The 22334-nt window shown below is 47.7% G+C and carries 17 protein-coding genes; 16 read left to right on the top strand and 1 reads right to left on the bottom strand.

Annotated features, from left to right (window positions below; genetic code table 11):
- The first annotated feature begins 11 nt into the window (after nt 1-11).
- From F5I99_RS03975 to F5I99_RS04035, 13 genes are all read left to right on the top strand, one after another.
- The gene (locus tag F5I99_RS03975; protein WP_191905945.1) at nt 12-818 is read left to right on the top strand and encodes a type VI secretion system accessory protein TagJ; all 807 of its coding nucleotides are present in this window, start codon (nt 12-14) and stop codon (nt 816-818) included.
- A gap of 2 nt (nt 819-820) precedes the next feature.
- On the top strand, nt 821-1267 hold the full coding sequence (tssE, locus tag F5I99_RS03980) for a type VI secretion system baseplate subunit TssE (protein ID WP_151053756.1): 447 nt from the start codon (nt 821-823) through the stop codon (nt 1265-1267).
- Nucleotides 1268-1269: 2 nt separating this feature from the next.
- On the top strand, nt 1270-3093 hold the full coding sequence (tssF, locus tag F5I99_RS03985) for a type VI secretion system baseplate subunit TssF (RefSeq protein ID WP_151053757.1): 1824 nt from the start codon (nt 1270-1272) through the stop codon (nt 3091-3093).
- Nucleotides 3081-4124, top strand: coding sequence for a type VI secretion system baseplate subunit TssG (gene tssG / locus F5I99_RS03990; protein WP_151053758.1), 1044 nt, complete (start codon nt 3081-3083; stop codon nt 4122-4124). Before tssF ends, tssG begins: the two co-directional genes overlap by 13 nt.
- Nucleotides 4125-4131: 7 nt before the next feature.
- The gene (locus tag F5I99_RS03995) at nt 4132-5811 is read left to right on the top strand and encodes a serine/threonine protein kinase (RefSeq protein ID WP_151053759.1); all 1680 of its coding nucleotides are present in this window, start codon (nt 4132-4134) and stop codon (nt 5809-5811) included.
- A complete protein-coding gene (tssH, locus tag F5I99_RS04000) occupies nt 5808-8465 on the top strand; it encodes a type VI secretion system ATPase TssH (RefSeq protein WP_151053760.1) in 2658 nt (885 codons plus the stop codon). The genes F5I99_RS03995 and tssH overlap by 4 nt, the downstream gene beginning before the upstream one ends.
- A complete protein-coding gene (locus F5I99_RS04005) occupies nt 8462-9115 on the top strand; it encodes a hypothetical protein (RefSeq protein WP_151053761.1) in 654 nt (217 codons plus the stop codon). The genes tssH and F5I99_RS04005 overlap by 4 nt, the downstream gene beginning before the upstream one ends.
- Nucleotides 9116-9151: 36 nt before the next feature.
- Nucleotides 9152-9631 (top strand): Hcp family type VI secretion system effector, encoded by a 480-nt coding sequence (locus F5I99_RS04010; protein WP_151053762.1) that lies wholly within the window; start codon nt 9152-9154, stop codon nt 9629-9631.
- A complete protein-coding gene (locus tag F5I99_RS04015; RefSeq protein ID WP_225307545.1) occupies nt 9564-10142 on the top strand; it encodes a hypothetical protein in 579 nt (192 codons plus the stop codon). The genes F5I99_RS04010 and F5I99_RS04015 overlap by 68 nt, the downstream gene beginning before the upstream one ends.
- A gap of 489 nt (nt 10143-10631) precedes the next feature.
- Complete coding sequence (locus F5I99_RS04020; protein WP_151053763.1) at nt 10632-11171, top strand: hypothetical protein; 540 nt, start codon at nt 10632-10634, stop codon at nt 11169-11171.
- Between the two features lie 411 nt (nt 11172-11582).
- Nucleotides 11583-12062, top strand: coding sequence for an Hcp family type VI secretion system effector (locus F5I99_RS04025; protein ID WP_151053764.1), 480 nt, complete (start codon nt 11583-11585; stop codon nt 12060-12062).
- Nucleotides 12063-12228: 166 nt separating this feature from the next.
- Complete coding sequence (gene tssI, locus F5I99_RS19760; RefSeq protein WP_151053765.1) at nt 12229-15117, top strand: type VI secretion system tip protein TssI/VgrG; 2889 nt, start codon at nt 12229-12231, stop codon at nt 15115-15117.
- Nucleotides 15117-15848, top strand: a complete 732-nt coding sequence (locus F5I99_RS04035; RefSeq protein ID WP_151053766.1) for a hypothetical protein — start codon at nt 15117-15119, stop codon at nt 15846-15848. Before tssI (F5I99_RS19760) ends, F5I99_RS04035 begins: the two co-directional genes overlap by 1 nt.
- Before the next feature lie 272 nt (nt 15849-16120).
- On the opposite strand, the gene F5I99_RS19945 is transcribed toward F5I99_RS04035, so the two are convergent.
- Complete coding sequence (locus F5I99_RS19945) at nt 16121-16414, bottom strand: integrase core domain-containing protein (protein WP_151058953.1); 294 nt, start codon at nt 16412-16414, stop codon at nt 16121-16123.
- A gap of 354 nt (nt 16415-16768) precedes the next feature.
- Here F5I99_RS19945 and tssI (F5I99_RS04045) point away from each other — a divergent pair, with 354 nt between their 5' ends.
- From tssI (F5I99_RS04045) to F5I99_RS04055, 3 genes are all read left to right on the top strand, one after another.
- On the top strand, nt 16769-19894 hold the full coding sequence (tssI, locus tag F5I99_RS04045; protein ID WP_151053767.1) for a type VI secretion system tip protein TssI/VgrG: 3126 nt from the start codon (nt 16769-16771) through the stop codon (nt 19892-19894).
- 89 nt (nt 19895-19983) lie between these two features.
- Nucleotides 19984-20712: an ankyrin repeat domain-containing protein gene (locus F5I99_RS04050; protein WP_191905947.1), complete on the top strand. Its 729-nt coding sequence runs from the start codon at nt 19984-19986 to the stop codon at nt 20710-20712.
- 480 nt (nt 20713-21192) lie between these two features.
- Nucleotides 21193-22011, top strand: coding sequence for an ankyrin repeat domain-containing protein (locus F5I99_RS04055; RefSeq protein ID WP_151053769.1), 819 nt, complete (start codon nt 21193-21195; stop codon nt 22009-22011).
- Nucleotides 22012-22334: the final 323 nt, after the last annotated feature.

A 22334-nucleotide genomic window follows, 5' to 3' on the forward strand; every position in this document is an offset into this window, starting at 1 on the left:
CGAGGGAAGTCATGGACAGTGTGTTAGCAAAGTTTAACCAAGGGGCGTTAGATCAGGCGTTGTTGCAGGCACAATCGGCCTTGAAAGCCAGGGCGGGAGATGAAACCCTGCGGTTTTTGTTGGTGCAGTTATACCTGCTTGGTAATCAGTATGAAAAAGCCCTCACCCACCTGGGTTTGCTTGAACAGTCGGTCGCGCAGGATATGCAGAAGGCGTTCTCGATACACTGTTACCGTCAGATAACCCAGGCTTTGTCATCCCGACAGTTATTGTTTAATCAGCGCAAACTGGTTGAAGTTGACGTATCACAGGTTTCCGAAAAGGCGTTACAGGCACTGTTACGCCGCTTGGCCGGGGAGTCTGACGTCGATGAGGGCGTGGATGTCGATAATAAGCTGAATCGTCAGGCTCGGGTTGGCATGATTGAGGGTGATAGTCGCCAGGGTGAGTGGTTGGATCCGGATGATCTGTTGCGTGGCTTTGTTGAATGTATATCTCCCCAGGGCCTGTACCGTTTGATCCCCATGACACAACTTGAAAGCCTGAGCTTTGAGCCACCAGGCAAACCGCTGGACTGCTTGCTGCAACGTGTTACGGTTAGCTGGAAAGCCACGCCGTCAGCGAGCGCTAGGCAAGAAACACTGTTGCATATCAATCACTATCCGTTTGTTCCTGATGGAGTTGTCGATCTGAATGCAACAGATTGGGATGCCCAGCGACTGTCCTGTGGAGTTGTTGGCGTAGGGCAGAAGGTCTTTTGCCTGGATGATGAGCTGATTGCGGTGAGTCAGCTCAGGTCCATCGAGTTTGAGGCCTGAATATGTCGGTTACATTTCTAAACCGCTTCCTGGATGATCAGCCCGGATTTACTGAAGATCAGCCTGTTTCGCCACGGTTACTGAGTCGTCTTTATATGGATTCTGTTCTGGCTGATCTGGAACAGGTGTTGAATTCCAAAATGAATGTGGATTTCTACCAGCAGGTTGCCTTTGATACGTTGCTCAGCTTTGGGGTAGTAGATTTTTCTTCGGTGAATGTCGCTTCAAAAGACAGTGTTGAGCAATTGCGTCAGATATTGCTGAAGACGCTACGAGCGAATGAACCGCGCTTCTGTGATGTCAAGGTATCCATGAAAGAGCCAACGCTGAATCGTACACAGATCGCTTTTCAGGTGGATGCGGTGTTATCCCTTCATGATGGTGCAGAACTGGTGATGTTTAATGCCGCCTTTGTGCCGACTGTCAGACGCTTTAGACTCAGTGAGTAATCATGAAAGCAGCATTGATTGAGCTTTATCAAAAAGAATTAAATTATTTGGAAAGGGTCGGTGAAGACCTTGCCCAGAAGTACCCCAAGATTGCGCATCGCTTGCAGTTGACCGAATCGGGTAATCGAGACCCGCATGTTGAGCGATTGATACAAGCCACGGCGTTACTGAATGCACGTATTCGGGCTAAGCTGGAAGATGATTATCCTGAATTGAGCCAGGCAATCTTTGACCTGGTTTATCCTCATTATCTAAAGCCATTACCGAGCCATACCGTAGTCAGCTTCCAGCCATCATCAGATTTGTCTAATGCGGTACGGATACCCCGTGGCAGCTTGCTGGCATCTCCGGCGTCATCGGATAGAACCTGCCAATTTACCACCCTATACGATGTGGATGTACTACCGTTAACTGTACAGCAAGCAATGTTACGTCCGGCACCTTTTGAGGCGCCGCAGATTCCCTGTACCAATCAGATGGCCGGCGTGCTGCAGCTGGTATTTGATGCTACCGGTCTGGATACCCAGGCTTTGGCTAATACGGCATTGCAGCGTGTGCGGATTTATTTGAACGCTCCCAAGTACATAGCTTACCAACTCTACGAACTCTTATTCAGTCAGGTCAATACGCTGGCTTTGGCCCGGCATGCCTTGGATACACAACCGATACTACTGAACAAAGATATCATCAAGACAGTCGGTTTTGCTCCGGAAGAGGCAGCCTGGAGTTACTCTGAACAGTCATTTCCCGGCTACAGGCTGTTGTCAGAGTTCTTTGTGTTTCCGGAAAAATTTCTGTTTGTCGAACTGGATCTCTCGGCTATGCAGGAATTAGTAACTGATGGAGATACCTTCAGCCTGTTCTTCTATCTGAATAAAGCCTATGACGATATAGCCTCACATATTACTGCAGAGCATTTTCAATTGAATGCCACGCCGGTGGTGAACCTCTATGCACAAATGGCTGAGCCAATCCGCATTAGCCATACCCGGTCTGACTATCCTGTGGTTGCGGATGCCCGTAATCGACAGGATGTAAAAGTCTATTCGGTTGAGTCAGCGGTGTTGTCGGACGGTAGCGATCACACGATCCCCTTAAGCCGCTTTTTTGATTTTGAGCACTATGCCGATTATTCCGGACATCCCTTCTGGCATTTCAGCCACAAGCTGAACGAGACAAATGCCACAGGTCCGGATGCCGGGATTTCATTGCACAACCTGCCGCTGGATGTGCTGAATTCTAATCGACATTTGCTACTGCTAGAGTGTCTGGTGACTAATGATAATTTGCCCCATGAATTATGGAAGCTAGGGAAGTTGTCGCATCTGTCATTGTTTGAGGCCAATCCGGGCGTAACCAATGCCAAAATCTGCCTGCCAGTTAAGCCTGCGATAGTTGACTATGATCGGGATGGCCATCATTGGAAACTTATTTCACACTTGAATCTTAACTACCTTAGTCTCGGTAATCCGGCGGATTCAAGCAGTATTCTCAAAGAGATCCTATCGCTTTACGATTTCAAAAATAGTCCTGAAACCCGCAAAATGATCGATGCGCTGGAGGTGCTTTCCATCGAGCCTGAGGCCCGGCGGATTCTGTCTCCTGCCGGTATGGCTTTTTTCTGTCGGGGAAGTCGCTTCAGTGTAAGGCTTGATCCCAATAATTTTCCCGGCGCGAGCCCGTTCCTGTTCTGTACCCTTTTGGAACGTTTTTTATCGGTCTATACCAGTATCAACTCCTTTACACAGCTGGATGTCCAACTTAGTCAGACTGAAGAGCCTTATCATGCCTGGCCACCGAGAACGGGGGACCAATGTTTGATCTGAATTTTTATTTGCGCTATCGACCGGTTGAATATGACTTTTATCAGCTGGTACGCCTGGCGGAATGCCTGTATGTGGCGACGCAGAATAGCCGGGCAGGATTAATGCCTTCTGATCAGCCACTGGAGTCGGAGTTTATCGAATTTTCACAGCAGACAGAGCTGAATTTCACGACTCAGGGGGTTCTTTCTGTCGGTGTGGATGCCGATATGCCCGGGAAAAACCGCCTCAGGGTTGCCATGTTTGGTCTGTTTGGCAGTCAGGGGGTGCTCCCGTCTTTTTATACCGAACTACTTCATCAGCGTGCCCGGCAGGGTGATCATGCGTTTCGTGTTTATTTGGATGCACTCAACAGCCGGACACTGGGTTTTTTGTTTACTGCCTGGAACCGCAATCGCTATCCCTTTATTCACGAAAGGCGGCAGCGGTTGGAGGATAAATCGGCATTTCGGGGTGAAAATCTGATCTCAGGTTATGCCGGAACTCATCTGGATGCTTTTCAACAGGCACCAGTGATGACCCAGGTGGCCAGTTATTTTTGCGGTTATTTTTCCAATCAGCGGAAAACCTCCGCAGGTTTAAAGGCAATTTTCTCCAAGGTGATAGGAGTTGAGGTCATTGTTCAGCAGTTTCATGCTCGCCGCTATAAACTCCCGGTCGATGAGTGCAACCGACTTGGTTGCCGAGCCTCCAGCCTGGGTAGAGACTTTGTGGTTGGAGAGGAAATTATCGATGGCAATATGAGTCTGCGTGTTACCACCCATCCGGTCGATTATCTGCTGTTCGATTCCCTGCAGCCCGGCGGACCTTTGTATCAACTGGTTGCTGCAGTGACAGAGCAGTACCTAGGCATAGGCTTTGATGTGGAGTTGCAGCCAGTGTTGCGCAGTACCGAAGTACCGGTGGCAACTTTGAATAAGAACGGTCTTACCAACGCCACCCGTTTGGGTTACAATGCGTGGCTTGATGGCAGGATGCCGGCAATGGATGCAGATGATGTGTGTTTTACCTTGACCGGACAAACAACAGGATAGAGGAAGGATGGAATCCTTAGGACGATATCAGCTTAAAAGGATGTTGGGTGAGGGGGCCATGTCTCAGGTCTACCTGGCCTATGACCCCAAGCTACAGCGCGAGCTCGCGATCAAACTTCTGAAACCGGAGTTTGCTCAGGACGCACAGCGCGTAGAACTTTTCCTGAACGAAATTCAGCTCTCAGGGCGTCTGCACCATTCTAATATTGTCTCCATCTTCGATGTAGGGCAGATTGATGAAGTGCATTTCATTCTGATGCAACACTTCGAATCCCGTAACCTTGAATCCTGGTTTTGCGATCATCCCGATCTGACTATCGAGCAGTCACTGCGTATTGTGGTGCAGTTGCTTAAAGCGATTGAGCATGCACATGCAAAAGGCATATACCACCGGGACATTAAACCCAGCAATATACTGATTAATGACGAAGGCTTGGTTCAACTGACCGATTTCGGTGTGGCCTATCTGAATGAATCTGGTGTGACAGACGACACTTTCGTGATTGGTACGCCCTTTTATATGGCGCCAGAGCAGTTGCAGGGGCATCGGCCCACGGCTCAAAGCGATCTCTATTCGATTGGCGTGCTGCTTTACTATCTAGTGTTTGGAAAACTGCCATTCCAGGCCAGCACCCTGAAAGATCTTGATGAACTGATCCAGCGTTCTGAAGTGGATCTGGAATCGAAACAGATCCCTCCCAGTCTTAAAAAAGTCATCCGCAAACTGCTGCATAAAAACCCGGCATTTCGTTACCAGTCTGCAACTGAACTGCTCAAACAGTTGGACGCTTTGAATGCAGAGCTCAGGAGTGATGGCAAACTGTTGAACTTTCACATAAGCACTGCCTGGCGCAATACCGGTATCGTTGCACTTTGTTTTGGTATGTTGTGTGCCGCCTTGTTATATCTCACCGTCAATCAACTTTCTTCCAGTTTGCGCAATACACTAGTGTCTTATGGCGACATGTTTGTTGCTCAGATGCATGATCATCTGGCTGAGCCGGTACTCTTGGGAGACAGTGCCTCGATGAATGCAATCATTAACCGCTTTTCAGCTGCGGATGAGATTCTGTATGTCCATTTAGTCGATAACGAAGGTCGATACATGGCTTCCACTGATGGGGTTGATGCAGGCAGCTATTATCAGGCGCCTGCCGGACTCTCCCGCTTACAACTGGACTCTCAGTATGATGTGTTTCACTACCCTGTGGATCTGTCAGGTTCCGAAATCTATCGTTTCTCCAGTCGGATTCAGTATGCCGACTCCACTCTGGGGCGAATCTATGTCGGGATTAAGTCAGAAAATCTCGATGGTATCGTCAATAAAACCCTTTTCTATCTGCTCAGTTTTATCCTGTTGATCTGTGGGCTGGTGGTTGCCGTCGTATACTTAATTTATAGATATTTCTTTAAGCAGATCAAAGTGTTGAATGATGCTCTGCAAAGTCTCTATGCGGGTAATTTCTACACCCGCTTGAAAGTTGAACGCAAGGATGAAATAGGCGCGCTCAAATCCCAGTTCAATGACTTGGCCGAACAGCTGGAAAACTTCTTCGACCAGCCGCGCGCGGCTACATCCGCTGATGATGTTGATAGTGTACAAAAAAACTCACCGCAAGCGGCTGAGGTGCCAATCGAAGCAGATAAAACTGTGATATTGAATCTGAACAAAGGGATTGAAGGATGAATGCAAGGGCTCTGATCGGAAAACTCTCGGAAACCTCCCGCGAAGGTGTAGAAACAGCGGCTTCGGTAGCTGTTGCACATCGTCACTACGCTGTTGAGCTGGAACATCTGGTGATCGGTCTGCTGAGAACCGAGTCCAATCAATTGGCCGGGCTGTTGGCCGCATACAATTTGAATGCGGTACGTGTTATCGAAGAGATGGAGCGCAATATTGCCCATTTTGACCAGGGTAATACCCAGGCTCCTGCGTTTTCACCACGGGTCATTGAGGTATTTAAAAAGGCCTGGATGCTCTCGAGCCTTGAATATGGTTTTCCAGCGATCGCCTCCGCCGCTTGTCTGGTGGTGCTGTTCAAGGATGAGTCGCTCAGGTTGTTAATGCTGTCGCGTTGTGCCTCCCTGCAGCAGGCTGATTTGGATCGTATCGTGCGTGAAGGGCAACGGCTGGCGCGTCATGAGTTCACTTCGTTTTCGGAGAGTACCCCTGAGGGCGATGCTACGGACAGCGCTGAAGTACATCCGCAGGCTGGCGCTGCTCAGCCTGCAGCACGATTTGGCAAGCCTTCTGCGTTGGATGCCTATACGCTTGATCTTACTGCTCGTGCAAGGGCCGGGCAGTTAGACCCAGTGGTGGGCCGTGAAGCTGAAGTACGTCAAGTGATCGATATCCTCTGCCGCCGTCGACAGAATAATCCGATCCTGACAGGCGAGGCGGGTGTGGGTAAAACCTCGATTGTCGAAGGTTTGGCACAGCGGGTGATTGAAGGTCAGGTGCCTGAATCGCTCCGCCAGGTGGTGATCCGCATCCTGGATCTGACTCTGCTTCAGGCTGGAGCCGGTGTTCGGGGCGAATTTGAACAACGCCTCAAGTCAGTGATTGAGGAGGTCAAACAGTCACCTGTGCCGATTATTCTGTTTATCGACGAAGCACACACCCTGGTGGGTGCCGGTGGCAATGGTGGGCAGGGCGATGCGGCTAATATTCTTAAACCCGCTTTGGCACGCGGTGAGTTACGTACCATTGCCGCTACAACCTGGGCGGAATACAAAAAATATTTTGAAAAAGATGCGGCGCTGACCCGTCGTTTTCAAGTGGTCAAAGTTGAAGAACCTTCTATCGAGCAGGCCACAGCAATGCTAAGGGCTGTGGCAGACAGGTTCGAAACACACCATGGGGTGATGATTCTGGATGACGCCATCCAGGCAGCGGTCACTCTCAGCAAACGCTACATCAGCGGACGGCAACTACCGGATGTGTGCATCTCCTTGCTCGATACAGCCTGTTCACGCGTCAGCATGCAGCATCAAAGCAGTCCCTCGCACCTGGAAAATATCCAGGCGGCGATTCAACAGCTGAGTCTACAGGTCAAAGGCCTTGAGCGGGAACAGCAGGCCTATGGCGTGACGCATCAGGCACTGGATTCCTTGGTGAGTCGATTGTCTGATCTGGATATTGAGCGTCTGGCTGTTGAGCAACGCTGGCAGTCTGAAAGTGATTTAGTAACTCAAATTGTGGCGTTGCGTGGTCAACTGACCGAGTCACCTGAAGAGCCTCTTGAGCTGCATCAGCAATTGAGTGACCTGCAACAGCAGCTGCAGTTGCTGCAGGGCGAACAGCCACTGATTCGCCCGCATGTCGATGTCCAGGTGGTATCAGAGGTGGTCTCGGCCTGGACCGGCATTCCGGCAGGTAAAATGCTTTCCGGTGACGTGCAACGGGTGATGTCATTACGCCATGACCTGGGTAAACGCATCGTTGGACAGGATCATGCAATCGACCGTGTCAGTGAAAGTGTTCGAGTGTCCAGTGCGCGCTTGTCTGATCCGCGACAGCCCTTAGCGGTGTTTATGTTCTGTGGCACCAGTGGTGTTGGCAAGACCGAAACCGCCTTGGCCCTGGCCGATCTGATGTACGGTGGCGAGCAAAATCTGACTGTCATCAACATGTCTGAGTATAAAGAAGAGCATAAGGTTTCTCTGTTGATGGGCTCACCTCCTGGGTATGTAGGTTATGGTGAAGGCGGCGTACTTACAGAAGCTGTACGTCGCAAGCCCTACAGTGTGGTGTTACTGGATGAAATTGAAAAAGCCCACCCAGGGATTCAGGACATTTTCTATCAGGTGTTCGATAAGGGTACCTTGAAAGATGGTGAAGGTCGGGATATAGATTTCCGCAACACTCTGATCATCATGACCTCCAATGCCGGTACCGAAACGCTGACGGGATTAGCGGCTGATCCGGATACCCTGCCAGATGGCGAACAGTTGGAATCCCTGATAAAGCCAGAGTTGCTGCGCTATTTCAAACCCGCATTTTTGGGACGACTGCGGATTATTCCATATCTGCCTCTGCAAGATGACGCCATGGCGGGGATCGTTCGCTTGCAATTGGATAAGATCGTACAGCGTATTGCGCAGGAGCATGGGGTACAGCTCCGCTACGATGATCAACTACTGCAAACCATCGTCTCGCGCTGCAAGGAAGTGGATACGGGGGCCCGCAATGCCATTCACATCATCAGCAAACAAATTTTGCCAGCCCTGTCGCTGGTATTGCTCAACTCTCTGACAGACGAACAGCCGCTGAGCACTTTGCACCTGTCAGTCGATGATAACGGGCAGTTCAGTGTCGAAAGAGGTGATCAATCGTTATGAAACGCTTCAGGTTTTTCCACACACTGTTAGCGTTGATGTTATCTCTGATAGCAGGTCAGTCACTCGCAGAAACAGACAACTTCCGTTTTGCACTACCTGAAAGTTATCAGCCTTTCAGCATGACGCCGCACCCTGTTCATTATGGCAATGTGCTGGTGCTGATGCCACCGGAGGCCAGTACACCCTGGCAACAACAAGGATATCGTAATATTCGTGTGCTGATGTTAACCGAACCTCCGGAGGCTGCCGGTTTCGCTACTACAGGACAGGGTGTTCGTGCTTATGCTGACTCGATACTGAATAACCTGGGTGCAGACTGTGAGCAGCCCAGTGTGCATCTGGGTTCCCCTGTTCAACTGCGAGATGGGCTGGGAGTTGATTGGCGACGCAGTTGTCGTTCAGCGCAGGCCGAAGGGATGTATTTGGCTGAGCAAGGACGTCTTTATTTTGCCGATAGGGGAGTATACGGGCTGAGCCAGTTTGGTTTCAGTAGTAGCCGACAGGCTAGCATGACAGAAGCGGAACGCCACTGGTTCGCAAAATTTGTGTTCAATTCAAATTTCTGTCGTAGCGGTATGAATTGTGGTGATGAGGGCTACTTTAAATATTGGGTTGAGTATCAACCCGAAGTGCCCGCCACCTCTGAATGAAGTGGCATTTTAAGTGCAAACTAAAAGGATGTTTACATGGCTATATATCTTAAAATTGATGGCGTAGAAGGTGATGTGACTGAGTCAACTCATACCAATTGGGTTGAGTGTGATTCCATGAGTTGGAATGTCAGTCGGGCCCTCTCTACTAAACCAGGACAGGGTAAAGATCGTGAATCTACTTCTCCCAGTATAGGTGAAATTGCGCTGGTAACTAAGATGGATAAAAGCTCTCCGGTGCTTTTTTCTGAGGCTTGTGTAGGGCAGGGTAAAACTGCTTTGATTCACATGGTACAGACCAGTCCTAATGGTATAGAAACCTATATGGAATATACCCTCACCAATGCTCTGGTAAGTGAGTACAGTGTATCTGCCGATAGGATTAATCGTCCACTGGAATCTATTAAGCTCAACTTTACTAAAATTGAAATGAGGTATACACCCTGGGATGAGTCGCACCGCCCAGAAGGAAGCGTGCCTGCAGGCTACGATATCGCATTGGGGATTAAGCTTTAATCAAACTGCTGTTGAAGCACGTTTAACTCAACTAGGGAGAGACAAAATGAGTGGGTGTTATAACTCAGGCGATTTCAAAAAATACTTTAACGAAAATATGCAGGCGTTGGGACTACCGGTTCCTTCGACACTATTCGATAGCTACAACACTGCACTTGCTCATGCCATTGTTATGGTTGATGCGTTAAGAACGTTAGGTAAGGGCGCTACGGTGGCCGAGTTGATCGGCGCTACAACAGGTCTTGAAAAATTGAAAGTGGCAGCTACATTTGGTGCCTCTGCGTATGTTGGTGCCATTATCGGAAGTATAGCTGTCGCTAGTGGTCGTTCACTTGGATGTGGCTCGCGAATATCAGACCTATTTGTCTTTACACATCAGCATAATCTGCATTTTAAAGGTATTAATACATTTTATACGCAAAATCCTCAGGTGATTGATAAAGACCATTCATTTAGGAATAGCTTCGGCATCCGAGCTAAAAAATCGCCCTTATCGTTTGAGTATGCGTGACCGTTATGGTTAAGAATATTCTGATATTAATATCATGTGTAGTCATTGCAGTATTATCATGGTTTTTTTACTCTACTTTTGGTAAGTATGTAACCGCTTTTTTTCTGACACTTATTTTTATTTTCACTCTGTTTAGACCGGTTAAAAGAAAATTTTCTAGCAGGGTTAAGCCTGATGAATAATAATTTAATTAATTTATATGATAAATATCGAACGTCTAACAATTATGAACCAGTTTTATTCAATTAAAATTGTTGCCGCAGTAGTATGGATTTTGGTGATGAGAGCTACTTCAAATATTGGGTTGAGTATCAACCCGAAGTGCCCGCCACCTCTGAATAAATCTGTTTTTCTGTTGCCGGTGCAACAGGAAGGCAGGTTTGGTATGGGTACATGTTTAGGAAGTCGTGTATCTGTGAGTTGTGCTGCTTTATTGAGATGAAAGTCAAAATGGGTAGTATTTTATATGCAAACTAAAAGGATGTTTACATGGCTATATATATGAAAAATGCATGGAAAATTATAGCTGTTTTGTTAGTGATGCATATGATACAAGCATGCCAGGTGCATAACATTGATCATACAGATAACGATACAAATCTAAGCAGTGGGAAAGAACTGGTTCTGAAAGGTCGGATTTCATTGCCGTTACCTGAACAGTACGAAAAAGTGCTATTGGATGAGCACTCAATCATTATTACTGCGCCGGAGTATAGTATCGTGTACCGGTGGATAGATAAAGAAGAGATAGAGTTTATTGGCTCAAAAAATTCTCCTTACACGTTCTTTAAAAACGCTTTCACAAACCCAGCTTCAGAAGAGGAAAAACGATTTTTAGAAGGGTTGAAGAGTACAGTGCAGAGGTTTGATTATTCTTCTACTGATCTTGAATTTTTCTATTTTGATAGTGAAGATGGACAGCAAGTATATATCTTATCTCAGATTTTGGATTTTGTTGTAGAGATCACCTATAAAGGTGAGGGTGCCACATATATAGATAGCATTATAGTTAATTCAGAAGTTAGATAAAATAGGTTTGATATGGAAGTATTGATTGGGTAAGAAGGGTTATTTTAAAGACATTCTCTCAAAAATATTGAGAGGATAGTTGAATGTTAAAATCCTTAGCTAGATTATATAGCTTTATATGATGGAGTTTTTTCATAATAACACTTATGATTTTAGCTTGTATTCAATGAAAGCTGTAATCGGAAAAGTATAAATTGTGGTGATGAGGGCTACTTTAAATATTGGGTTGAGTACCAACCCGAAGTGCCCGCCACCTCTGAATAAATCTGTTTTTTTGTTGCTGATGCAGCAGAAAGACAGGTTTGGTATGGATACATGTTTAGGAAGTCGTGTATCTGTGAGTTGTGCTGCTTTATTGGGATGAAAGTCACAATAGGTAGTATTTTATATGCAAACTAAAAGGATGTTTACATGGCTATATATCTTAAGATTGATGGCGTAGAAGGTGATGTGACTGAGTCTTCTCACTCAAATTGGGTTGAGTGTGATTCAATGAGTTGGAATGTCAGTCGAGGTCTCTCTACTAAACCCGGTCAGGGTAAAGATCGTGAATCCACCTCTCCCAGCATAGGTGAAATTACGCTGACAACAAAAATGGATAAAACCTCACCCATCTTCTTTTCCGAAGCTTGTGTGGGGCAGGGGAAAACAGCGTTGATTCACATGGTGCAGACCAGCCCTAATGGTATCGAAACTTATATGGAGTATACGTTGACGAATACACTGATTAGTGGCTATAGCCTCAATGCGGATGAAAGTAATCGTCCGCAGGAAACGGTTACGCTCAACTTCACTAAAGTTGAGATGAAGTATACGCCGTGGGATGAGGCACATCGTCCTGAAGGTAGCGTGCCTGCAGGCTACGATATCGCACTGGGCGTCAAGCTGTAAAAAGCCCTCAAGCAAGTGTCTACTGGTCGAGCAGGCCAGTAGACACTTTAATATTTTGTAGATAAACACAACATTGAGCTGAGCAGTACAAGGTTAATTACACAGGATTGGTGTGTTTAATAAGTTAGACATCCTCATCCGCAAATGTGCTTGTAAAGGAAATACCATGGCTCATTTTTCGCAACAACCTCGCCTGTTGTCAATCGACAGCCCCTTAGGCCAAGATACCTTGCTGCTGACGCGCATTGAAGGTGAAGAGGCGCTTTCCAGTCTGTTTTCCTTTGAGATCGAGATGTACTCGACTCGCCAATCGATTTTACCTGCTGAGATTGTCGGTAAGAACGTCACCCTCAAACTGATGCAAGCGGATGATCAGGGCCTCAAAACTGACTCACATACGGTGATTAACGGTTTTGTACGCCAGTTTCGGGGTGAAGGCAGTCAGCTGCAAGACTTACGCTGTTACTCGGCAGAAGTCGTGCCCTGGTTATGGTTTTTAACCCAAACCAGTGACTCCAAAGTCTTTCAGCACAAAAATATCCGCCAGATTGCCAGCGAGGTGTTTGCCGATAACGGTTTCAGTGATTTTGAATTTCGCTTGATCGGTCAGCACCCTGTCCGTGATTACTGTGTGCAGTATCAGGAAAGTGATTTCACCTTTTTATCCCGTCTGTTTGAAGAAGAGGGCATCTACTACTTCTTCAAGCACAGCCAAGGCCAGCATATCCTCGTGCTGGCAGACCATAGCAGTGCCCCGGAAACCTGTGAAGAAAGTTCAGTCACCTACCGCACCGGCTCCTTAAGTGCGCACACTATTCATAGCTGGTCACACCAGCACAGCTTTCGTACCGGACGCTACGCCAAACGCGATTACGACTTCAAAAAACCATCCGATGTGATGCAAACCGGTATCAAGGGTGATATGGACGTACCGAGTATCGGACGCTATGAGCAATATCTTTACCCGGGCCGTTATTACAACAAAGGCTTGGGTGAGAGCCTCACACGCCTGCGTATCGAACACGACGAAGCGCTGCATGATCAGGTGTTGGGCAAAAGTACCTGCCGCACCTTCCGCACAGGCCACACCTTTGATCTATCCCGACACGATGACAACCCCGGTGAACTCGATACCTATCTGTTGGTGAGTATCCAGCACGACGCCGCAGACTACAGCTACACCAGTCGCGATGAAGAAACACGCCATTACGAAAACTGTTTTGTGTGCATGCCCGCCTCACGCGTCTACCGACCGCCACTAAAAACCGGTTGGCCCAAAATGCTCGGCCCACAGCACGCCATGATTGTGGGCCCTCCAGGCGAAGAGATCTACACCGATGCGTTCGGGCGGGTCAAAGTCCAGTTCCCCTGGGATCGTTACGGCAAATACAACGAGAACAGCTCCTGCTGGGTTCGTGTCAGTCATCAATGGGCCGGTAAAAACTGGGGCTCGATTTACATACCCCGTATCGGTCAAGAAGTCATTGTCGACTTCTACGATGGCAACCCCGATCGCCCCATTATCACCGGTCGGGTCTACAACGCCGAACAGATGCCGCCCTGGAACCTGCCCGCCAACAAAACCCAAAGTGGTGTCCTCACTCGATCCAGTAAAGGGGGTACGGCGGATAATGCCAACTGTATTCGCTTTGAAGACCTGAAAGGCGAAGAACAACTCTTTATCCACGCCGAAAAGAACCAGGATATCGAAGTCGAGAACGATGAAACCCATTGGGTCGGTCGCGACCGGGAAAAAACCATCGATCGGGATGAAACGGTCGTCGTTAGACATGACCGTACCGAAGACGTCGGCAATAACGAAACCATCAGCATCGTCAATAACCGTAAAGAAACCGTGGGTGGTAACGAAAAGGTCTCGATTGCCAAAAACCACACCCATAGCATCGGCAAAACCGAGATCAAAAGTGTCGGTTTAGCCCGCATTCAAGCGGTGGGCCTGAATGAAACTCTCACCGTGGGCGGCATGCAGCAAAGCCTTGTCGGCTTATCTCGAATCCAACGCGTGGGCATCAAAGACAGCTTAAAAGTCGGCAAGACCCTGAGCATCGAAGCGGGTGAAACCATCGAGCTGGTCTGCGGTGCCTCCAAAATCGTGCTAACGCCCAGTGCCATCCACCTCGACAGCCCCACCATTCATATTCTGGGTGGCAGTGCAGTGAATATTGATGGAGGAACGGTCAATATCAACTGCGGAGCGGCATCGGGAGCCAGTCCAGAGGGGCCGGATGAACCAGAAGAAGCATCACTGCAAGCGATGGATGTACTGACGGCACCCGATGCACCATCTGCAGTTGATACCGCGCCTTCTGCACAGCCTGCACCGATGGTAGCATCACCCGTGCAGTCATCGCCCTTAATCCATACCACGGTCGCAACGGACACGCCAAGTCCTGCATTGAATATAAGCCCATTCAATCCCAGTGCAGCCCCCATTAGCATGGCTGGTGAAAGTAATATCATTGCACCAGAAGGAGAAGGTGATTCGGGTTTTGGTGTTCGTGATGCGGTATCGATCGGCGTAGGTGTTGTTCCTGTTGCTGGGTCAGTCCAATCCGTTGTTGAGCTGGTATCGGGTAAAGATTATATTACGGGAGAAGAGACTAGCCGCGCTTGGGCAGCCGCAGGAATCATTGCGGGCATTATCCCGGGTGGTAAGGGGGTTTTGAAAGCGGCACAAACCGGCTTGCGAGTGCGTAAGGTAGCTAAGGCTGGGGATGATGTAGCAGGACCGCTTGCTAGAGGGCGTGCATCAGAAGCTAGAGTTTTAGATGATCTTGGGTTACCAAAAAATACAAAAAAAGTTAGCACAGATGAAGGAAATGCTATACCTGATGCGATGACATCTACCCGCTCAATTGAAGTCAAAGATTGTAAAAGTGTAGCATGCACAAGGCAAGTTCGCATCCAGACCGAAGCAGCAAGGCAATCAGGCCGTGAGTCGGTGTTGGTTACGGGAGAAAGGACTCATGTCACCCCGCAAACTAGAGAGGCGTTTGATCGAATTATCAGACGCGATGATTTAGGACCTCAGTGATGATTAAGACGAAACTTTATTTTAAAAATGGCACCGATTCTGGAGTTCTTACGGAAGCGCTAACAGTGTTGCCAGAGTCGATTCGACCAATATATTTTGCAGAGGACGAAGGTAGAGTTATTAAGGCTAATGTGCTGTCAGATACGGAACGCTTCCAGACTTTTCTGAAGGAAAACTCCATCGGTTTTTTCCTGTACTCTGAAAATAAAACCTGTATTGATATCTCAACGCCACGTAGTGGTTATGCTGAAGTTACTCTTTGGTTGACCGAAGACTTATCTGGAGAGTTGAGTATAGCGCTGTTTCAGAGTTTGATCGGTTGTAAACCAGTATTTGGATATGCTTGCGAAGATGGTGAATACGATCACCGCAACAGGTATTATATCACGATAGGAAAAAACCACGTTGAGGACTGGATAGGCCGGAAACTGGATCAATACATTTCCGGTGTTTACTGGTATACGTTACTCTCTGATGGGTTGCTAGCGCAGCATGGTGTCAAACTGGTCGATTTAGTAGATGAGGCTATGTGTGCTGAATCATTGGGGGATGGCTCGCTGCATCTGTTGAAATTTTTTGATAATCCAGAAGACTGGAGGGGTAATGCCAGTCGTCTAGATAACTTATGTGAGCGAGTTGAGGGCGTTTTTTCCCGTTCTTCTGTAGAAGAGGCTGTGATAGGGGTGACGAACTTTCTAGAATATGACGATATCATTGCTAATTGGAGGTGATTTTTTTCTATTAGGGTTTACTACTCAAGTTACGGTGTCCCGTCCACTGTCCGCAAGGCAGTTGGGTATGTGAAAACCAATAAAATTGATTAAGCTTCGATCAGTTTTGCGTTAGATATGTGCAATCGAGTGTCAAATGACAGCTTTAAAACGCCTATTTTTAGCAACCGACACTCACTTTTTTCGGCATTGGGCTGCTTTCGAGTAGGGTATGCCCCTGTTCTTTGCGGACAGTGTGTTTGTGTTGTTTTTTAAAGAGCAATGTTTATTGATTATGTGGGTGGTGCGTAAAAACCACGTAATGCGCCATGCCATAATGACACATAGAACCAGCTACTCGCCTTAGGTGGTTCAAGACCTAGCCAGACTTCAGCGGGTGTTCGTCCTCCCAGACTCTGGTGCAGTCGAATCTGGATATTCCACCCAAAAAAAGTGGGCACTTGCTTACCCAGTTGCGTGGCATCCTCAATCAGGATTTGGCGGATATGGGTTTTGAAGGTGCCAAAGAAGCGTTCGATCCGACCATTCTGCCAAGGGCAATGCTTCTCGGTGGTTTGGTGTCGTATGCCTAGTAGCCATAAGCCGAAGCGGAATAGGTTAGTGGCTACAGCGTATCAGCCGATGAAGACAATCGTCCACAAGAGTCGATCACACTCAACTTTACCAAGATTGAGATGAAATACACTCCATGGGATGAAGCTCACCGTCCAGAAGGTAGCGTACCTGCGGGTTACGATATTGCACTGGGCGTTAAGCTATAAGCTTAGGCGGAATCAATGTCTACTAGATGACTATCCAGTAGACATTTTTTAACTGCACATCATACCATTGACCTAAGCAGTACAAGGTTAAGCGAAAAGGACGAGTGCGCCTTAGCATAGGACGCTGTGTTCCGCACATGTGCTTGTAAAGGAAATACCATGGCTCATTTTTCACAACAATCTCGCCTGCTGTCCATGGACAGCCCCCTGGGTCAAGACACGGTCCTACTCACCCGTGTTGAAGGCGAGGAGGCTCTGTCGAGCTTGTTTTCGTTAGAAATAGAGATGTACTCCATCCGTCAGTCGATTTTACCTGCTGAGATTGTTGGTAAAAACGTCACCCTCAAGCTGATGCAAGCGGATGATCAGGGCCTCAAAACTGACTCACATACAGTGATTAACGGTTTTGTACGCCAGTTTCGGGGTGAAGGCAGTCAGCTGCAAGACTTACGCTGTTACTCGGCAGAAGTCGTGCCCTGGTTATGGTTTTTAACCCAAACCAGTGACTCCAAAGTCTTTCAGCACAAAAATATCCGCCAGATTGCCAGTGAGGTGTTTGCCGATAACGGTTTCAGTGATTTTGAATTTCGCTTGATCGGTCAGCACCCTGTCCGTGATTACTGTGTGCAGTATCAGGAAAGTGATTTCACCTTTTTATCCCGTCTGTTTGAAGAAGAGGGCATCTACTACTTCTTCAAGCACAGCCAAGGCCAGCATATCCTCGTGCTGGCAGACCATAGCAGTGCCCCGGAAACCTGTGAAGAAAGTTCAGTCACCTTCCGCACCGGTTCCTTAAGTGCGCACACTATTCATAGTTGGTCACACCAGCACAGCTTTCGTACCGGACGCTACGCCAAACGCGATTACGACTTTAAAAAACCATCCGATGTGATGCAAACCGGTATCAAAGGGGACATGGACGTGCCGGGCATAGGTCACTATGAGCAGTATCTTTACCCGGGCCGTTATTACAACAAAGGCTTGGGTGAGAGCCTCACACGCCTGCGTATCGAACACGACGAAGCGCTGCATGATCAGGTGTTGGGCAAAAGTACCTGCCGCACCTTCCGCACAGGCCACACCTTTGATCTATCCCGACACGATGACAACCCCGGTGAACTCGATACCTATCTGTTGGTGAGCATCCAGCACGATGCGGCGGATTACAGCTACACCAGCCGCGATGAAGAGACACGCCATTACGAAAACTGTTTTGTGTGCATGCCCGCCTCACGCGTCTACCGACCGCCACTAAAAACCGGTTGGCCCAAAATGCTCGGCCCACAGCACGCCAGGGTGGTGGGCCCTCCAGGCGAAGAGATCTACACCGATGCGTTCGGTCGGGTCAAAGTCCAGTTTCCCTGGGATCGTTACGGCGAATATAACGAGAATAGCTCCTGCTGGGTCCGTGTCAGTCATCAATGGGCCGGTAAAAACTGGGGCTCGATTTACATACCCCGTATCGGTCAGGAAGTCATTGTCGACTTCTACGATGGCAACCCCGATCGCCCCATTATCACCGGTCGGGTCTACAACGCCGAACAGATGCCGCCCTGGAACCTGCCCGCCAACAAAACCCAAAGTGGTGTCCTCTCCCGCTCCAGTAAAGGGGGTACGGCGGATAATGCCAACTGTATTCGCTTTGAAGACCTGAAAGGCGAAGAACAACTCTTTATCCACGCCGAAAAGAACCAGGATATCGAAGTCGAGAACGATGAAACCCATTGGGTCGGTCGCGACCGGGAAAAAACCATCGATCGGGATGAAACGGTCGTCGTTAAACATGACCGTACCGAAGACGTCGGCAATAACGAAACCATCAGCATCGTCAACAACCGCAAAGAAACCGTGGGTGGTAACGAAAAGGTCTCGATTGCCAAAAACCACACCCATAGCATCGGCAAAACCGAGATCAAAAGTGTCGGTTTAGCCCGCATTCAAGCGGTGGGCCTGAATGAAACCCTCACCGTGGGCGGCATGCAGCAAAGCCTTGTCGGCTTATCTCGAATCCAACGCGTGGGCATCAAAGACAGCTTAAAAGTCGGCAAGACCCTGAGCATCGAAGCGGGTGAAACCATCGAGCTGGTCTGCGGTGCCTCCAAAATCGTGCTAACGCCCAGTGCCATCCACCTCGACAGCCCCACCATTCATATTCTGGGTGGCAGTGCGGTGAATATCGATGGAGGAACGGTCAATATCAACTGCGGCGTGGCGTCAGGGGCTAGCCCTGAAGGGCCGGATGCCTCGGAGACTGCCTCACTGCTATCCAACATTACCCCCGTCATGGCCGCCGGGTTGGCGATGTTCAGTGGAAAAGAAGTCGGCGGTAGTGTGCCCGAGGCATCTGCTGCCCAGTTGGAATCCGAAGAAGGTATTACACGCAAAGAACGCTATGAGATGCGCAAGGAGCTGATTAGCACCACAGCTGATATTCCCGAACTGACCAATGCCCGTGAGCGTCTAGATTTTAATAATGATAACATCATACGGGCTGAAGCCGCTCAGTATGTCTACGCTCACGATGCCTATTATCGTGGTGAATCAGATGTATTACCTGAACCCCCTGAAGGCCTTAGGGCTCTTGGTGCTGATGAGCTAATAGAAAAAGGCTTGGAACCAAGCGATTTTTTAAATGATGAAACCGGCTTTGGCGCCGCTCTATTTGAGTCTGATATCACTGGCGAAACCATGTTGACCTTTAGGGGGACAACCTCAGGTGTAGACTGGAAAAATAACGCTCAGCAGGGCCTAGGGATTGAATCTGAGCAATATACGCAGGCGATAAGGTTGAGTAGGCATGTTGATGAAGCTTTAGATGGGGATTTTGTGAATGTTGGCCATTCTTTAGGAGGTGGATTAGCGAGTGCAGCAGTAGGGGTGACGGGAGCTCAAGGCTATACCTTTAACTCAGCAGGTCTGCACCCTAAAACGCTTTCACGGGAGTTGGAAAACGGTGCTTTATCTTTTGAAGAAACGAGAGCTTTAATACAATCCCAGGCCGTTAGGGGTGAAGTATTGACTTTAGCACAAAGTACAGGTGTAAAAGCCTTAGTCACAGGTCTTGCCGCCAAGGTGGCAGGCCCTGTAGGAGCTTTTATAACGGGAATGGGCTTTGCCGGACTAAACTGGTTGCCTAAAGCATCCGGTAGCTTGTCGACTTTACCAAGCGTAAAAGGGGGAAATCCGTTGGCTCGACATGGAATGGATCAAGTTGTACAAGGGATAGAAGCACAAAAGCAAGAAGATATTCAAACCATTTCCAACCATGCCAAAGGAATGTTATGACCGGTGATATACAACAGCGCACATTTTGGACCCTAATGTCCTTAGGTCTCATTATACTTTTAACCGGATGCTTACAGGTAGGAACAGCTATGAACAACAAACAATTTCCAGCGGATCAATATTTTGATGAACCGATGGTAGCATTTCTAAATGCAGTTAAACGAAACGATCGTCAGCAAGCACAGTCGGTACGTGATCAAGGGCTTGATTTGAATATTAATGGTCGTGAAGGCATCACACCACTGATGTGGATCATTATGCAATGGGATCTTCAAGCGACGGAGTTGATGTTGCAGTTGGGTGCGGATCCAAATTTTCCAGTTAAGTATTCAAATAGGCTGGTTGGTGTCACTTATAGTCAACCACTGGCCATAATTGCTGGTGGTAATAATACCGCTTTACTGAAATTGTTGTTGCAGTATGGTGCAGATCCTAATTCTACAAATGCAACAAATCAGCGTCCTTTATTCAAAGCTATAAGCCAGGATAACTGGGAGCATTTTGAAATTCTGCTAGCGGCCGGTGCTGATATGGATGCAGTGGATAATTCAGGTGCTAATGCTGCTTTACATGCTGTTTACGTTAGTAGATACGCATTTGCTTTGGAATTAATACAACGAGGATCTGCACCAAACTTAATCTCGAGTACAGGAGGCTCTATAGCCACTAATTTATATAAGGTAGAATCTGATTCGCGTATGCAGTTTGGACCACTGCTAGAACAGATTAAAGCCCTTCTAATCGAAAAAGGCATCCCTTATCCACCGCCAACCCCAGCCGAGCAGCGTGAAATCCGAGCAAGGCTGCAGACGCAATAAAAAGCATACAATGGATAGTTATAGTTGATGAAACCAACGCAAATGGACATAACTGACACCAAAGAGCAGAGCATTAGAGATCGATTGATGCGTATGGCCTGTTTAATCTGATAGGCTTGCTCTTTGTGCTTATCTTTATGGCGGCTTGTATTGATCAAGGAGGGTTAATGCAGCACAAGCTGACCTCCCTCCGACCTAGTACGTCACATGAGTGTTGCGGTTATTATCTGAATTCAGGAAACGTTCCTTGTTGAATGGCTTTCATGCTGAAAGTTTATTCATAACAGTCTGGTTATATCAAGAAGGCTGACCCCTTGAATAAAACTGGTTGCCTAAGGCATCCGGTAGCTTGTCTACCTTGCCAAGCGCAGAAGGGGGGGATCCGTTGGCTCGACATGGAATGAATCAAGTAATACAAGGGATAGAAACACAAAAACAGGAAGATATACAAACCCTATCGAATTATTCCAAAGGAATGTTATGACCAGTGATTTGCAGCAGCGCATATTATGGATCTTGATGTGTTTAGGTCTTCTTATACTTTTAACCGGATGCTTACAGGTAGGTACAGCAATGAACAACAAACAATTTCCAGCGGATCAATACTTTGATGAACCGATGGCGTCTTTTTTAAATGCAGTAAAGGGTAAAGATCGGCAGCGGGCTCAGTCCATTTTAGATCAAGGGTTAGATTTAAATATCAATGGGCGGGAGGATATTACGCCATTGTTGTGGATTATCATGCAATGGGATCTGCAAGCGACAGAACTGATGTTGCAGTTAGGAGCAGATCCTAATTTTCCGGTGAAGTATACGGATAGACTTGGGGTTAGTTATACACAGCCATTAATGTTTGTAGCTGGAGGAAATAGCACCCCTTTACTGAAATTGTTGTTGCAGTATGGTGCAGACCCTAATTCTACAAATACAACAAATCAGCGCCCTTTATTCAAAGCTATAAGTCAAGACAACTGGGAGCATTTTGAAATTCTGCTGGCGGCCGGTGCTGATATGGATGCAGTGGATAATTCTGGGAGAAATGCTGCATTGTATGCAGTCTATGTTAGCGGTTATGATTTTTCTTTGAATTTACTGCAGAGAGGGGCTGCTCCGAACCTAATATCAAGCACAGGTGGTTCTATAGCAACTAATATATACGATATTGAGTCTAGTTCACGTCGACAACTAGGTCATGTTGGAGAACAGATTAAGGCGCTTCTCATCGAAAAAGGCATCCCTTATCCACCGCCAACCCCAGCCGAGCAGCGTGAAATCCGAGCAAGGCTGCAGACGCAATAAAAAGCATACAATGGATAGTTATAGTTGATGAAACCAACGCAAATGGACATAACTGACACCAAAGAGCAGAGCATTAGAGATCGATTGATGCGTATGGCCTGTTTAATCTGATAGGCTTGCTCTTTGTGCTTATCTTTATGGCGGCTTGTATTGATCAAGGAGGGTTAATGCAGCACAAGCTGACCTCCCTCCGACCTAGTACGTCACATGAGTGTTGCGGTTATTATCTGAATTCAGGAAACGTTCCTTGTTGAATGGCTTTCATGCTGAAAGTTTATTCATAACAGTCTGGTTATATCAAGAAGGCTGACCCCTTGAATATT

This window comes from Nitrincola iocasae (assembly GCF_008727795.1).
Taxonomy (GTDB): domain Bacteria; phylum Pseudomonadota; class Gammaproteobacteria; order Pseudomonadales; family Balneatricaceae; genus Nitrincola; species Nitrincola iocasae.